General features: G+C 68.0%; 10 protein-coding genes. 6 read left to right on the top strand and 4 right to left on the bottom strand.

Annotation, left to right across the window (positions count from 1 at the left end):
- Positions 1–112: 112 nt before the first annotated feature.
- Together ACRDNQ_RS18115 and ACRDNQ_RS18120 are read right to left on the bottom strand one after the other, a co-directional pair.
- A complete protein-coding gene (locus ACRDNQ_RS18115) occupies positions 113–4339 on the bottom strand; it encodes a translocation/assembly module TamB domain-containing protein (RefSeq protein WP_431830117.1) in 4227 nt (1408 codons plus the stop codon).
- Positions 4340–4371: 32 nt separating this feature from the next.
- On the bottom strand, positions 4372–6120 hold the full coding sequence (locus tag ACRDNQ_RS18120; RefSeq protein WP_431830118.1) for an autotransporter assembly complex protein TamA: 1749 nt from the start codon (positions 6118–6120) through the stop codon (positions 4372–4374).
- Positions 6121–6514: 394 nt separating this feature from the next.
- Here ACRDNQ_RS18120 and leuC point away from each other — a divergent pair, with 394 nt between their 5' ends.
- The 5 genes from leuC to ACRDNQ_RS18145 all read left to right on the top strand — a co-directional run bounded on the left by leuC (position 6515) and on the right by ACRDNQ_RS18145 (position 12170).
- Entirely contained in the window at positions 6515–7918 is a 1404-nt protein-coding gene (leuC, locus tag ACRDNQ_RS18125) for a 3-isopropylmalate dehydratase large subunit (RefSeq protein ID WP_431830119.1), read from the top strand.
- A 547-nt stretch (positions 7919–8465) separates the two neighbouring features.
- Positions 8466–9233, top strand: coding sequence for a VPLPA-CTERM sorting domain-containing protein (locus ACRDNQ_RS18130; RefSeq protein ID WP_431830120.1), 768 nt, complete (start codon positions 8466–8468; stop codon positions 9231–9233).
- Between the two features lie 137 nt (positions 9234–9370).
- A complete protein-coding gene (gene leuD / locus ACRDNQ_RS18135) occupies positions 9371–9976 on the top strand; it encodes a 3-isopropylmalate dehydratase small subunit (RefSeq protein WP_431830121.1) in 606 nt (201 codons plus the stop codon).
- Between the two features lie 254 nt (positions 9977–10230).
- Positions 10231–11067 (top strand): hypothetical protein, encoded by an 837-nt coding sequence (locus tag ACRDNQ_RS18140; protein ID WP_431830122.1) that lies wholly within the window; start codon positions 10231–10233, stop codon positions 11065–11067.
- A gap of 59 nt (positions 11068–11126) precedes the next feature.
- On the top strand, positions 11127–12170 hold the full coding sequence (locus tag ACRDNQ_RS18145; protein WP_431830123.1) for an endonuclease/exonuclease/phosphatase family protein: 1044 nt from the start codon (positions 11127–11129) through the stop codon (positions 12168–12170).
- Here the strand turns inward: ACRDNQ_RS18145 and ACRDNQ_RS18150 are convergent.
- Positions 12069–12965: a Rossmann-fold NAD(P)-binding domain-containing protein gene (locus ACRDNQ_RS18150; RefSeq protein WP_431830124.1), complete on the bottom strand. Its 897-nt coding sequence runs from the start codon at positions 12963–12965 to the stop codon at positions 12069–12071. The genes ACRDNQ_RS18145 and ACRDNQ_RS18150 overlap by 102 nt on opposite strands.
- A 133-nt stretch (positions 12966–13098) precedes the next feature.
- On the opposite strand from ACRDNQ_RS18150, the gene leuB reads away from it, so the two are divergent.
- Complete coding sequence (gene leuB / locus ACRDNQ_RS18155) at positions 13099–14205, top strand: 3-isopropylmalate dehydrogenase (RefSeq protein WP_431830125.1); 1107 nt, start codon at positions 13099–13101, stop codon at positions 14203–14205.
- Here leuB and ACRDNQ_RS18160 read toward each other — a convergent pair.
- Complete coding sequence (locus ACRDNQ_RS18160) at positions 14191–15795, bottom strand: Na/Pi cotransporter family protein (RefSeq protein ID WP_431830126.1); 1605 nt, start codon at positions 15793–15795, stop codon at positions 14191–14193. The genes leuB and ACRDNQ_RS18160 overlap by 15 nt on opposite strands.
- Positions 15796–15904 lie beyond the last annotated feature (109 nt).

The following is a 15904-nucleotide window of genomic DNA, read 5'->3' on the forward strand; positions in this document are numbered from 1 at the left end:
TCGTGAAGGTGAGACAGGACATGGTCCTCCTGCGTTGCGCGCCGGTCCGGCCCCGGCGCTGGCCATGCAGGAAATGTAGCATCGCCGCCCCGCAATCTCAACGGCGCAGCGTCTAATAGTCCCGGCGGAAGAAGACCCCGACCGAGCTGTCCCCCTGGTTGCTGGTCGAAACGGTCCCTGTCACCGATGTGGTGATGTCGAAGTTGAGGTTGATTTCGGTGTCTCCGTCGCTGCGCGTCGTCACGTCGGCGTAAAGCCGCTCGTTGATGTAGGTGCCCGCCGTCACCGCCGTGCGCCCCTGCTCGTCGGTGCGCACGTCAAGGTCGTCGATCCCAAGGCCGCTTCTGAGGTTGCCCATGATCCCGGGTCCGCCGCCGCCCGAAAGCGTCGCCGCAGCGCTGGCAAGCTGCGCCGCCTGCAGGGCCGAGATATTGGCAAGATCCGTACCGAAAAGGATCCGCGCCAGCACCTCGTCCTCGGGAAGCGGCGGCTCGGACAGGAAGCGGAACTGCGGATCGGTCACCGGACCGTCGACCGAGACGAAGGCGCGCACGTCGTCGTCGGACCGGATCTCGCTCACGGCTTCAAGGCGCAGGATCGGAACAAGGCTTCCGCCAAGGACGATTTCGCCCTCGGTCACGCGCAGTCGCCCCCCAAGGATGCCAAGCCGTCCGCGCACGAGGTCGATCTGTCCGATCGGCACCACGTTCGCGGTGGTGCCCGTAACCCGCATGCCGCCGGAAAGTTCGGCATCAAGTCCCCGGCCCCGGACGAAGATTCGCGGCGCGTTGATGGTGACGTCAAGCGGATAGGGCCGGATCGATCGGCCTTCGCCGCGGTCCTCGCGGATCAGGCCTGCGAACTGGCGTGTGCGTCGGACGTCGGCGGGTTCATTCAGGTGGATGATCTCGGGGATCGGTCCCGAAGCGCCGGCCCCCGTTCCTGCAATGCTGATTTCGGTTTCGCCGACGTCGACGTTGCCAGAGATGGACGCGCCGCCAGCAAGCGGACCCGAGACCCGCAAATCGCCAGTCAGGCTGGTCCGGTAAAGCGTGGGATCGGTCAGGACCACGCCCCGCGCCGCGATGGCGAGCGTGGCGTTGAAGGGCGGCGCAAGCTCGACCGGGCCGCTGACCGACAGGCTGCCGCCGCCCTGCACGCCCGAGGTCACCGACAGGTTCGCGCGACCGTTCTCGATCCCGGTGTTGACCGCGAGGTTCTCGAGCGACACGCCAGTACCCGGCAGCGCCACCCGCGCCCCGCTGGTCGTCAGCGTGCCCGACACCGACGACAGCGCCGGTGGGCCGTTGACCGACAGGTCGAACCCAAGCGTCCCGCTGACCGAGTTCGGCGTGATGAAGCGGTTCGCGATCTCGAGCGGCGCGCGCCCGTTCACGCGCAGGGCAAGCGTCGGGCCCTCGGTCACGACATCGCCGCGCACCGTCGCGGCAATTCCACCTGGTCCTGTCAGCGCCAGGTTCACCGTCGCCGTTCGCGCGCCGTCGATCGCGACGGTGCCATCGGCCGTCACCGGGCCGGGAAAGTCCGGGACGAAAAGGCCGAGATTGGCAAGCGCGGCAGACACCGCCAGTTGCCCCGCCCCGTTCGTCACGTCCCCGGCCACCGAGGCCTTGAGCGCGGGCGAGTCGAGCCGCACGTCGCGGATCGTCAGGTTTTCGCCGTTGCGCGCGAAGTCGAGGTCAAGCAGCGCCCGGCCCGCCAGAAGCCGGTCGACTTCGGCGATGCCGATCGCCACGTTCGTCGTCTGAAGCTGAAGGTCGATGTCCAGCGCTTCAAGGTCTGAAGTGCCGTCCAGCCGTCCCGACAGTTGCGCCGCCCCGGCCAGTGGCCGCCCGGCAAGTCCGGACAGCCGGGACAGGTCGCGGGCGTCGACCGACAGGTCGGCCGACAGCGACTGCGGCGTGGCGAAGGGGGCCGCCGCGCCCCGTGCGGTGGCGTCGGCAAAAGGCGACGCCCCGGCCAGGTCGAAGGCCCAGAGGCCGTCCTGCCGCTCGTCCGCCGTCAGCCGAAGGGTCGAAGGCCCCACGGCGCCCGGCAGGACGATCGCCGTGTCCGCAAGCCGCCCCTCGACCCGGGCGGTGCCTTCGCCGGAGCGCAGTGTCCCCGACGCCGTCAGGTCAAGCGCTGCGTTCCGGACAGTCAGCGTGTCGACGGTGGGCACGCTGTCCTGAAGGCTGCCCGCGACGCGGAAATCGGTGACGCCCGCCAGAAGTGCGTCGGCCTGCGCCTGCCCGATGGCCAGCGCGCTTGCTGTGCCGCTCAGATTGGCGGCAACGCGGCTGAGGTCGGTAAGACCCGACACCTCGCCCCCGACCGAGATCGTCCCCGCAAGAGGGCGACCCGCGAGGGCCGAGAAGACCGACAAGTCGGCGACCGAAAGATCGACGTCCGCGCTGGCTTCCGGCACCGCGCCGCTGGTGTTCGCGGTGCCTGTGACGGCAAAACGCGTCCCGGTCCCGTCGCCGTTGATCCGATAGCTCCAGTCGTCGCCCGCAGTCTCGGCGTCGGCCTCAAGCGCCAGTGCCCCGCTCAGCGTGGGGTGAAGCAGGGCCGCGTCGGCGAACTGCGCCGACAGCCTCGCCGTGCTGCGCGCCGAGGTCAGCGTGACCTGGCCGGACACCTCGGCGTTCGGCGATGTCAGCGCCAGCCGCTCGACCCGCGTTCCGGTCTCGTCACGGACCGCGCGCAGACCCAGCCGGACCATGCCCGCAAGGATTCGGTCGGCTTCGGGCTGATCGACCCGCAGGTCGCTCGAGCGTGCATCAAGCGTGACGTCGAATTGACCGGTCAACGCCTCGTAGGTCAGATCGAGATCGGCTGCGACGGCGCCCCCGATGTCACGCTTCGCCAGCCCCGAGAAGACGGCCAGATCGCGGGCGTCGATCGCAAGCTCGGCGCCGATGGCGATCCCTTCGCCAAGGCCGCTGACGCTGCCCGAACCTCGCAGGCCGAATGTCGCGCCCTCGACCTCGAGATCGCGCACCTGCAGCGGGGTGCCTTCGGTCCAGTCAAGGTCGGCGCTTGCCGTCATGTCGCGGCCCAGCGCGGCATCAACCGCATTCCCGCCAAGATCGAGACCGCGCGCCGCAAGCTCGAGCGCCGCGGTCACGGACCTGCCCGGACTTTCCGGGCGGATCGTGCCCGCCCCGTCAAGCGCGATCTCCTCGGCCGTGACGCCACCTGTTTCGAGGTCGCGCAGCGCGATGCGCGCTTGCCAGTCGTCGCTCTGGTCGGCATCGAAGCGGACGCCGATCTCGGCCGAACGCAGCCGCACCGGATCGCCCGGAAGCGGCAAGAGCACGGGCGCGCCGTCGCGCGTGGCGATCTGACCCGTCACCCGCAGCCGTCTCGGCAGGCGGTCGGGCCCGATTTCCGCTTCGGCCGACAGAAGCAGCGCCTCGGCCTGCAGATCGAGATCGTCGATCCGGAACGATCCGTCAGCCAACCGCGCGGCGTCGAGCCCGACGATCAGGCTGGGCCCGAAGAACTCGCGGTACTCCGGCAGAAAGAGCGACGTCACGTCGCCGCCGATATTGGCCGTGAAGCTGCGTTCCGGCGCGTCGGGCGTCCCGCCCGCGCGCGTCGTGACGCGGCCCGCCAGCCGGTCGACGCCATCGGTCGCCAGCACCAGTTCGGCGGTGAAGTCGGACAGAGGCGCCCGGCCATCGACCACAAGTCGCAGCGACGGCACGTCAGGCACGTCAAGCAGGTTGACGAGGATGCCGTCCGGCGCCTCGTCGACGACAAGCGACAGGTCAAGGAAATCGGTCTCGTTGGCATAGGACCCGTTCACGCGGAACGTGCCCTCGCCATCGAGGCGGCTGGCGGTGAGATCGGCCTGTCCCGCGCCCCCTTCGAGATTGGCCGAGCCCGCCAGCGAAAGCGACGCCGCCCGTCCGAAGAGCGCCTCGCCCAGGCTCAGGTTTCCGACCGAGATTTCGCCGATGCGCACGGCGACCGGCAGTTCGGGCAAGGCGAACCCGGCCGAGGCCTCGGGCGAAGGCGGCGTCTCGGTCGGGGCGGGCAGGCGCGTGAACTCGACCGACCCGGCGGTCAGGCGCGTCACCTCGAGACGGCGGCGCAAAAGCGCAAGGCGGCTCCAGTCAAGCTCGACGTCGGTGACCGTCAGCCAGACCCCGTCGCGGTCCGAGATGGTCAGGCGGTCGAAGGTGGCCTGCCCGCCCAGAAGCCCGCGGAAGCCTTCGATCACGACGTCCCGGTCGTCGCCCGACAGGGCGCCTTCGATCTGCCGCTCGAGGAAGGATGCATCCCCGCGGCTGCTGTCGTCCTGCGCGACGGCGGGCGCGGACAGGACCATGGTCCCGGCAAGGGCGTATGCGGCGAGGCGCCTCAAAACGCTTGTCCGATGCCAATGTAAAGCAGCGCGGTCGCACTGGTCGGCGGTCCGGCCAGCGGTGTGCCGACATCGACGCGCAGCGGTCCGATGGGGGTCAGGTAGCGCACCCCGATGCCGGCGCCCGACTGCGTGTTGCCCGACCCGTCGGCGAACGCGTCCGCCCCGATGTAGCCCCAGTCGTAGAACCCGACGAGCTGGATGTTGTCGGTCACCTGCCCGCGCACCTCGAGGGACGAGCCGAGGAAGCTTCGCCCGCCCGAGCGCAGCCCATCGCCAAGGTCGACGCCAAGCGACTGATAGGGTTGGCCGCGCACGGTGCCGCTGCCGCCCGAATAGAACAGGTAGAAGGGTGGCGCCTGGCTCAGCGACGGACCCGCCAGCGCGCCGATCTGGAACCGTCCGGCAAGCACGACGTCCTTCTCGGCGCCGAAGCCGAAGTAAAGCCGCCCGTCGCCCAGGAACTGCACGCCCGAAACGGTATCGATGAAGCCGGCGTAGGGAATGACGCGGGCGTCCACGAAATAGCCGGACGTCGGGTTCAGCAGATCGTCCCGCGCATCGTAGGTCACCCGGGCGGGAAGCTCGACCATGGCATAGTCGTTCCGACCGAAGGCGCTGTCGATCTGCGACAGGTCGAGGGCGGCGGCGATCTCGGCCGTCAGACGGTCCGAGTAGCGACGCTGGAAGCCGAAGCCAAGCACGAGCCGCGGACCGGAATAGTCGATCTCTTCCAGCTGGGCGAGCCGGGCCAGAATGAAAAGGTCGGTCCTCGGGTCGGGCGTCGCCGGGCGGGTGAACCGGGCGCCGAAGCTCACGCCGATGTCGCGGTCGCTTGCGGAAATTCCGGTGACATCGAGGTTCAGTTCAAGCCGCTCGGCCCCGCCCAGAAAATTGCGATGCAGCCAGAAGCCGGTCACTTCGAGGCCGTCGTTGGTGGAATATTCCGCACCGAAGCCGAAGCGGCGGGGCAGGCTTTCCGAAACGACCAGATTCATGTCCATCGTTCCGTCCGGGGCGACCGTGTCGGCCTCGCTCAGCACGACTGCGCGGAACGTGCCGGTGCGCCGCAGGTTCGCGTTGACGGTGTCGACAGCGGCCGGCGAAAAGACCTCGCCGGTGGGCAGGCCGGCGATCTCGACGATGCGCGCGCTCGAGACATCTCGGTTGCCGCTGACGTTCAGGCGGCCGAACGTCACCCTTGGGCCTGCGGCGACGGTCAGGTCCGCATCCACGCGGCGGTCCGCGTGGTCGGCCACGATGCGCTGCCCCGAGACATCGGCCTTCGCGAAACCAGCCTCTCGCCAGCTTCGGATCGCCGTTCGCCCGGCCGCCGCGATCACCGGCGTGCGCGCCGGCTGGCCGGTCGCGAAGTCCTTCGGAAGCTCGGTTTCCGGTGCAAGAGGGGCGACCGACGCCCGACCAAAGACATAGGGCGGGCCCACCGCGATGCGGATATCGACGACGTCGGCCCGGGCGGGCACCTCGAGGGGCGAGATCTCGGCCGCCTCGCGCCCGTCGATCCGGATGCTGACGACCGGGGCGAAATAGCCGCGTTCGTAAAGCAGACCGACGAAGCGGGCGTAGTCCGATCGTGCCGCCGAAAGTATCTCCTGCGGGTCTTCGGTGCCGGCTTCGCGCGCATCCACCACAAGCGATGCGTCGATCAGCGCCTCGCGCAGGGCCTTTTCACCACCCGTGACGCCAAAGACGATGGGTTCGAGCGCAAGCACGGGTCGCGCCACAAGCACGACGACCGCAAGCAGCGCTGCGACCCGGCAAAATCGCCGGGCTCCGCGGATCCTGGTCGGTTTGATCACCCCTGCCCGGTCCCCCTGGCATTCGAAGTTGTGCCGGCCAAGCGCCGGTGCCAGCGCCGACGATGCTAGGGGCTGGAGGCGCCCGGTTCAATGGGGTCCGCGACCGCCGAGCGTGGTCAGCGCAAGTGCGCCGGCGTGCCCGCCCCTTGCGGGACGGTCCAAGGAGAAGTAGATGATCCGCCGCGATGACACGGATTTTCGATATCGGCGACCGCGCCCGGCTGCGTGAAAGATTCTTCGGCGCGGCGCGCAGCGTGATGGCCTGCGGCTGAGGGCCCACGCCTTCGCCTGACCGCCACTTTTCCACGGGACAAGACCGATGACCGGAAAGACACTCTACGACAAGATCTGGGATGCCCACCTCGTCGATGAAGCCGAGGACGGAACCAGCCTTCTCTACATCGACCGTCACCTCGTCCATGAGGTCACGAGCCCGCAGGCCTTCGAGGGGCTGCGCATGTCGGGCCGCAAGGTCCGTGCCCCCGAAAAGACCATCGCCGTGCCCGACCACAACGTGCCGACGACCGAGGGCCGCGACAAGCACATCGAGAACGAGGACAGCCGCATCCAGGTCGAGGCGCTTGACAGGAACGCGCGCGACTTCGGGATCAACTACTACCCCGTCTCGGACATCCGGCAGGGCATCGTTCACATCGTCGGACCGGAACAGGGCTGGACGCTGCCCGGCATGACCGTGGTCTGTGGCGACAGCCACACCGCGACCCACGGCGCCTTCGGCGCGCTGGCCCACGGGATCGGCACCTCGGAGGTCGAGCATGTTCTGGCCACGCAGACGCTGATCCAGAAGAAATCGAAGAACATGAAGGTCGAGATCACCGGCCGGCTTGCGCCGGGGGTCACGGCCAAGGACATCACGCTGTCGGTGATCGGCCGGACGGGCACCGCCGGCGGCACCGGCCATGTCATCGAATACATGGGCGACGCGATCCGGTCGCTGTCGATGGAAGGCCGGATGACCGTCTGCAACATGGCGATCGAAGGTGGCGCGCGCGCGGGCCTGATCGCGCCCGACGAAAAGACCTTCGAATATGTCAAAGGCCGCCCGCACGCCCCGAAAGGCGCGCAATGGGACGCGGCCCTCGCCTGGTGGAAGACGCTTTACTCGGACCCCGACGCCCATTGGGACAAGGAAGTCGTGATCCGTGGCGAAGACATCGCCCCGGTCGTGACCTGGGGCACCAGCCCCGAGGACGTCCTGCCGATCACCGGCGTGGTGCCCCGCCCCGAGGACTTCACCGGCGGCAAGGTGGATGCCGCGCGCCGCTCGCTCGACTACATGGGCCTCAAGCCCGGGACGCGGCTTCAGGACATCACGATCGACACGGTCTTCATCGGGTCCTGCACCAACGGCCGGATTGAGGATCTGCGCGCCGCCGCCCAGATCCTGAAGGGCAAGAAGATCAAGGACGGCCTGCGCGCCATGGTCGTGCCCGGCTCGGGCCTTGTCCGCGCCCAGGCCGAGGCCGAGGGGCTTGCCGACATCTTCCGCGAAGCCGGATTCGAGTGGCGCCTTGCCGGGTGCTCGATGTGCCTTGCGATGAACCCCGATCAGCTTTCGCCCGGCGAACGCTGCGCGGCGACGTCGAACCGCAACTTCGAGGGCCGGCAGGGCCGCGGCGGCCGCACCCACCTGATGAGCCCCGCCATGGCGGCCGCGGCGGCGGTCACGGGCCATCTGACCGACGTGCGCGATCTGATGTGATTCGGCCCGCCCCCGGGGATGGCCCTGGGGGCGGCCTCTTTCGACCCGGCAAGACGGCCTTTGTTTCCCCCATCGAGACGGCGGGCGACCCAAGGGGCCCGTTGTCCGCTCTGCCGGGCGCGAATCTTTGAACCTTTTGTCCGTTTGCCCCGACTGAGGTATGTAAAGTACTGTTTGTAAGGGTTGCCGCCGTTGTGTTGTGACGGCCCGGCCGGGGGATGGGACCCTCGCGACCGGATATGGGGGCAAGAAAGCGCCGACCGGCAGGATGCCGCAGGCGCTAACGTCGCGAAGCCACTTGAGGGTGGCAGCGGACATCCATAGAACCCGAGGCGAGCAGTGCGGCCTAGGTGGGCCGGCGTTCCGTGAGTCCGGCCGTCAGATGCCGGGGGCGGGGCGGTATATGGGCAACGGTGCCAGGTGGCGCCATGTGTAGGGGTGTGTCGGTATGTTGAGTTTTGGGTGGGCCAGGCGCGCGATTCCGATACTTGTCGCATGCGTCGCCTGGGCGACGGCGGCTCCCGCCGCCACGGTCGAGCTGACAAGCGTGACCGGAACGTTCCAAAATCCTTTGTGGAACGTGGATTTCTACAAGCTGAAGAACAAGACGCAGGCGGAGATCGCGGCGCCGAAGTACGGCGCGCAGTTCATCCGAAGCGAGGACAGCGGCAGCCAGCTGTGGTGGGGCAGCACCCACAAGTCGTGGCAGACGACAACGGCGCTGAGCGCCAATCAGAAAGCCGCGCAAAGTGGCTATGTCTTCGACGGCATCACGCCTGCGGACGCTTTCTCGACAACCGACTCGACCTTCGTCTTCGCGAAGGCCACGCATTTCAATGGCGAGGTCTGGACGAACTCGGCGACGCTCGCCTCGGTCGATTTCAAGCTTGATATCTCGGGCAGGATCACCGCGCCCGACAGCAGCGGCACGAAGGACTTCAGCCTGTCGGCGATGTTCCGTCTTTTCCACAACGAAACGCTCAACCCCGCGCCGGTCTGCGCCCTTGGCGGGCCTCAGCCCTGCGGCGACGGCGTCTCGATCGTCGGCGGCATCGCGTCGAGCCTGCCTGTCGTGATCGGGAACATGTCCTACACCTTCGTTCTGGAAGGGTTGGTCGCGTCGCTGAACGGACCCGTCGTCACCAGTTTCTTCACCAAGGAATTCGAACAGAACTCGGCGATGTTTCGCGCGCGCCTCGATGCACAGGAACTTCCGCCGCCGCCCCCGGTGGTGCCGCTTCCTGCGGCGGTCTGGATGCTGCTGGCGGGCGTCGGTGGCCTTGTGGCGGTGGCGCGCAAACGCCCCAGCGCCTGACACGTCCGCGATGTCTTGCCGAAGGGCCCGCCTGCGCGGGCCCTTTGCGTTCGGGGCGCCGCGCACCTCTGGCCATGCCGCGCCAGATCGACTAAGCACTGCGCGCCCGCACCACTTGCGCAGGAAGGATCCGAAGGATGGACGCGTTCACGACCCTGACCGGCATCGCCGCACCGCTGCCCCTGATCAACGTCGACACCGACATGATCATCCCCAAGCAGTTCCTGAAAACCATCCAGCGCTCGGGCCTGGGCAAGAACCTGTTCGACGAGATGCGCTTTGATGCGGACGGAAACGAGATCACGGATTTCGTCCTGAACCGTCCCGCCTACCGCGATGCCGAGATCCTTGTCGCCGGCGACAACTTCGGCTGCGGATCAAGCCGCGAACATGCGCCCTGGGCGCTTCTCGACTTCGGCATCCGGTGCGTCATCGCGCCGTCCTTCGCCGACATCTTTTTCAACAACTGCTTCAAGAACGGCATCCTGCCGATCGCCTTGCCGCAGGACGAGGTCGACCTCTTGATGGCCGACGCCCAGAACGGCGCGAACGCGCGGCTGACCGTCGATCTGGAAAGCCAGACCATCACCCGCCCGGACGGATCGACGATTTCCTTCGAGGTCGACGCCTTCAAGAAGCATTGCCTGCTGAACGGACTCGACGATATCGGCCTGACGATGGAGAAGGCCGCCGCAATCGACTCTTTCGAGAAATCAGCGGCGGTTCAGCGCCCTTGGGTCTGAGCTAAGACCAATCCACAAGATATGGGGCCGTCCTGCAGGGCGGCCCTTTTTTGATGCCAAAATGATGCATTGCGGCACCAGTTTTTTCACGAATTTGCCCCATAGATTCGAGACGGTTAACCCAAACTTGCTGGGCATCGGGAAAGAAGGCAGAAATTGGGCAACAATAAGGCAGTTCGCCACAATTGGCCTGAACGCGTTCGTACAAGGACGGGGCGACGCATCCCGTCCGACCGGGTTGAGGGTATGGGGCAGTGATATCTCGTCTGGCTGGCGCCGTCGTCCGCGCCTTCCTCGTAACGCTTCTTGTCGCGCTTCCGTCGCTGATGCTTCCGGGCACGTCGTCGGACACCGCGCAGATCGTGGCACTTGTCGCGATCTTCGGGGCGGCATTGACCATCGTGGAATACGCCAGCGACTATCCCGGCCTTGTCGAGTTTCGCGATGCCCCGCCCTTCAACCGGATCCGGTTCCTGTCGCTGTTCGTCACAGTGCTGCTTCTGACGCTCATCGCCCGGGGCGAGGTAGCGCCCACCACGTTGACCCGCTTCGTCGAGGCCGTGGGCGCCCTGATCGGGCAAGCGATCGACTTTCCCTACAGCCCGGTGCGCCTTGTCGTGCTGATGCTTCCGCCAGAGGCCGAAGTGACGCAGATCAACCTCGTTCGCACGTCGGCGGGGCTGGCCTATCTCATCTCGCTTCTGACGCTTGCGATCTTCCTGATCTACCAGCGCCTGCGCGGCTGGCCGCTGGGCAGCGGCACCTTCAACGTCTGGGTCAACCTGCCGACCTTCGACCCAACCGCCGGTGGCGACGTCGTCGAACGTCTCGAGCGCGACGCGCGTGTTAACATCGCGTTAGGGTTTATCCTGCCATTCCTGATGCCGGCGGTGATCAAGGCGGCCACCTCGCTTTTCGGGGCGGTCTCGCTGGAAAACCCGCAGACCCTGATCTGGACTGTCGCGGCATGGGCGTTTCTTCCAGCATCATTGTTCATGCGCGGGATCGCGATGGGTCGCATTGCGGGCATGATCAAGGAAAAGCGCCGGCAGTCCACCGCCGCCCAGCAGGGCGACCTGTTGCCGGTCTGATCGCCGCCGCCCTAGCCGCCGCAACCCCGTCTGCCGGGGCAAGTGCCGACCCCCTGCGCGTGGCCACCTTCAATGCCGAACTTCAGCGCGACGGGCCCGGGCTGCTTTTGCGAGACATCCTGTCGGGCGACGATCCGAAGGTGATTGCGGCCGCCCGCCTCGTCGTCGGTATCGCGCCGGACATCCTGGTCCTGACAGGCATCGATTTCGATCACGACGGACATGCGCTGGCCGCGTTCGCAGCAGGCCTGTCGGCGCTGGGACATGACTATCCCCACCGGTTCGCCCGCCAGCCGAACACCGGCCTGCCGACCGGCCGCGATATCGACGGCGATGGGCGCGCGAACGGGGCGCGCGACGCGCAGGGGTTCGGGGAATTCGCCGGCCAGGCCGGGATGGCGATCCTGTCGCGCCACCCGATCGACACGGGCGGGGTGCGCGATTTCTCGGCCTTTCTCTGGGCCGACCTGCCCGGCGCGCTGATCGGCGACGACCCCGCGGCCGACCTGCAGCGCCTGTCCACGACCGCCCACTGGGACGTGCCTGTGGACCTGCCCGGCGGCATGCGGGTGCATATCCTTGCCTACTACGCCACGCCCCCGGTCTTCGACGGCCCCGAAGACCGGAACGGCCGCCGCAACCACGACGAAACCGCCTTCTGGACGCATTACCTCGACGGCACGCTTTCCGCTGCGTCGCCGCCGGCGGCCTTCGTGATCGCGGGGGACGCCAACCTCGACCCAGCGGATGGCGACGGACGCGGGGCCGCCATGGCCGCGCTTCTGGCCCACCCACGCGTCCAGGACCCGCGCCCGTCCAGCCCCGAGGGTGCGGCCCGCGCGGCCCGCAACGGCGGCGTCAACGCCTTGCACGGGGGTGACCCGGCGCTCGACACTGCCGACTGGCCCGACGGCCCGGGCGGCCCCGGCAACCTGCGAGTCGATTACGTCCTTCCCTCGCGCGACTGGCGGGTTGCGGATGCCGGCATCGCCTGGCCGCCGTCAGACAGCGGGCTGCGTCACGGGCTGGTCTGGGTCGACCTTCTGCCCGAGGGCGCGGGCGACAGCGATGTCGATGGGGGTCTGGACAAGATCAGGCGCTAGCCGCGCAAGGCGGTCATCGACCAGCCGGTGCGGCATCCGCCAGAGATAGGACATCTCGATCAGGTGACGCGCCATCGGCCAGAACGGCCTGGCAAGGTGCAGCGGCAGCAGCGACATGCGCCGCAAAGTCACCGGCCGGCCCAGCGCCCGGGCCGTCGCCGCGCAAAGCTCGCGACCGGTCAGCGTGTGCCCCGGAAACAGGATCTCGCAGACACCCGGAAGCGCGCCCCGGGAATTGGCCAGAACCACCGCCGCCGCGGCCAGATCCGGCAGATAGGCCCAGGCATGCGGGATGTCGGCATCGCCGGGATAGGCGAACCGTCCCCTGGCCGCGTCCTTCGCGATGACCCGATCGAACCAGTTGCCCGAGGGCTCGGTGTCGATGAAGTCGCCCGCTCGCAGCAGGATCACCGGCAGGCCGCTGTCGCGCAGGTGCCCCTCCATGGCGATCCGGAGACGACCGAGCGGGTTCGTGGCGCGGTGCGGGGTCTGGGGCGTCAGCACCTCGGGCGAACCGTCGCCATAGACATAGACGTTCGCCGGCTGAAGGATCGTCGCCCCACAGGCGCGCCCCGCCTCGATCAGCCGATCGGTCAGGACGGGCAACTGTGCCGCCCAGTCTGGATAGGGCGGGTTCCAGCCGTTCACGATCAGATCCGCCCCCATCGCCGCATCGGGCAACCTGTCCCGTTGCCTGTCGAAGCGGCGCACGGTCCACCCAGCTGCCTCGAGCGCAAGCGCCACATGGCTGGCAAACCGCCCGTGGGGCCCAAGGACAAGCGCCGTGCCAGACATGGCTGAAGCCTCCGTTAAGGGGTGACGTGCGCCGATCCTACCCCGGGAGGCGCCTCGCGCAAAGCCCGCCGCCTTGCACAATCGCGCGCCGCAAGCTACGCCGCGCAGCGACACCGACCAAGGAGCATGCCAGATGTCCAACCCCTCTCTCCTGATCCTGCCCGGCGACGGAATCGGCCCCGAGGTCATGGCCGAGGTGCGCAAGGTGATCGGCTGGTTCGCCGACCACCGCGGGCTTGCCTTCGACATCTCCGAGGATCTGGTGGGCGGCGCCGCCTACGACGTGCATGGTGTGCCGCTGTCGGACGCCACGATGGCGAAGGCGCAAGAGGTCGACGCGGTGCTTCTGGGTGCCGTCGGTGGGCCGAAGTATGATAATCTGGACTTCTCGGTGAAGCCCGAGCGCGGCCTTCTGCGGCTGCGCAAGGAGATGGACCTTTACGCCAACCTGCGCCCGGCCCAGTGCTTCGACGCGTTGGCCGATTTCTCGTCGCTCAAGCGCGACGTGGTCGCAGGCCTCGACATCATGATCATCCGCGAACTGACCTCGGGCGTCTATTTCGGCGAACCGCGCGGGATCGTGAAGGAAGGCAACGAACGGGTGGGCATCAACACCCAGCGCTATACCGAATCCGAGATCGCGCGCGTGGCGCGCTCGGCCTTCGAACTGGCGCGCAAGCGCAACAACAAGGTCTGCTCGATGGAGAAGGCCAACGTGATGGAATCGGGCGTCCTGTGGCGGCAGGTCGTGCAAGAGGTGCATGACGCTGAATACCCCGATGTCGAACTCTCGCACATGTATGCCGACGCAGGCGCGATGCAGCTGACCCGCTGGCCCAAGCAGTTCGACGTCATCGTGACCGACAACCTGTTCGGCGACCTTCTGTCGGATCTTGCCGCGATGCTCACCGGATCGCTTGGAATGCTGCCCTCGGCCTCGCTTGGCGCGCCTATGGCGAACGGTCGCCCCAAGGCGCTGTACGAACCCGTGCACGGCTCGGCGCCGGACATCGCCGGACAGGGCAAGGCCAACCCGATCGCCTGCATCCTGAGCTTCGCGATGGCGCTGCGCTATTCCTTCGACCAGGGGGCCGAGGCAGACCGTCTTGAACAGGCGGTCGAGACGGTCCTGGCCGATGGCCTGCGCACCGCCGACCTGATGGGCCCCGATGGCGGCACGCCCGTTTCGACGGCGGCCATGGGCGACGCGATCGTCGGGGCCCTGTCAGCCAGCCTCTGACCCCTCGGTCCCGGCCGGCCCGTTCAGGGCGCGCAGGCGGTGCCAGAGAATGCGTTCGGCGTGTTCCGTCACCCGCTCGAGCCAGCGTATGGCATCCGTGCGGCGGTAGATCTCGGCCACGCCAAGCTTCGCCGGCTGCGACGCGGACAACGTCGCGCGCCGGTGCCGGTCCGCTCGGCGCGCGATCAGCGCCGAAAGGCGGACAAGCCGCGCCGCGCCTTTGGCGATATCCTCGCGCCCCGTGACGGCGCGGTCCAGCGCGGCGGCCAGGGCCGCGGCGGGCCGGCGCAGCAGGGCGTCCTCGGCAATCGCATCCAGAACGGACCGCTTTTGCGCCCGCCGCGCCAGCCGGGCGATGTGATCGACCTGGTGCAACACATCGCCGGCGCGGGCCAGGATCACGGCCTGGTCCTCGGGGATGCGCAAGCGGTCGAGAAAGCCGGTCAGTTCGTCAAGCCCGGGGTCCACCCGATCGGGCAGCGCGGAGAGCCCGCGCAGATCCGACCGGGGGCCAAGCGCCGCCGCCAGCGCGGCGAAGACCTCGGTCGCAAGCGCCGTGGCGGCGGCCTGCGCTGCATCCAGCGCGACAGCGGGCTCGGACAGCAAGGCCGGGTCAAGCTCGGGCCCGCGGCCGGCGACGGGGGGCCGTCCCGGGACAAGGCGTTCGACGGCCCGCGCGAAGGCGCCCGTGAACGGCAGGAACAGCGCGGTGCCCATCACGTTGAACCCGGTATGGAAAAGCACCAGCGCCGTCTGCGCCTCGCCCGCGCCGGCGAGGCGCGCTACAAGCGGCACGGCCATCCCAAGCAGGGCAAAGGCGACGATCGCCGTTCCAAGGTTGAACAGAAGGTTCGAAACCGCCGTCCGCTGCATGCCGCGCGACCCGCCCAGACTGGCCAGAAGCGCGGTGATCGTCGTTCCGACGTTCAGGCCGATGACCATTGCCGCGCCCTGCGCCAGCGTGATCGAGCCGGCGCCCAGAAGAACGAGTGCCATCGCCACACCGGCGGACGAGCTTTGCGTGACCGCCGCCAGCGCAAATCCGATCCCCACCAAGGCCAACCGTCCGCCCCAGCCGTCGCCGGGAAGATCCGTGGGCGTGACCAGCCCCTCGGCCCCTTCCAGACCCGCCTGCATCATGTCGAGCCCGATGAACAGAAGGCAGAGCCCGCCCAACCCCCGCCCAAGGCGCGACCATGTCCCCCGCCCGAACAGCGCCAGCAGGCTTGCCACGAAGGCCCCGGGCAGCGCGATCTGGCCAAGTTCAAGCTTCAGGCCAAGGAACGTCACCATCCAGCCGGTCACCGTCGTTCCGATATTGGCGCCGAACAGCACGCCAAGCGCTTGCGGAAAGGCGATGAGGCCCGCACCCACGAACCCCACGGTCATCACCGACACCGCGCTTGACGATTGCACGAGCGCCGTTGCGACCGTCCCGGTCAGCACCCCGCGCAGCGGCGTGGTGGTGAAGCGCGACAAAAGCCCGCGCAGCCGGTGGCCCGCCGCCTCGCGCAGCGCGTCAGTCATCGTCTTCATGCCCAGAAGGAACAATCCGACGCCGCCAAGAAGGACCAGGATGCCCTGAGTCACCGTCCTTACCCCTTTGCCGCGCCTGAAAGATGAGCATCTTGTCGCGCCCGCCACAACAGCCGGTTCAGGGTGGATGGGGAAATTGCACCTGCCGCAGAATTCGCTAGGG

Origin of the sequence: Saliniferula longa, assembly GCF_050789285.1 — a bacterium.
Taxonomy (GTDB): Bacteria; Pseudomonadota; Alphaproteobacteria; order Rhodobacterales; family Rhodobacteraceae; genus CAVPWP01.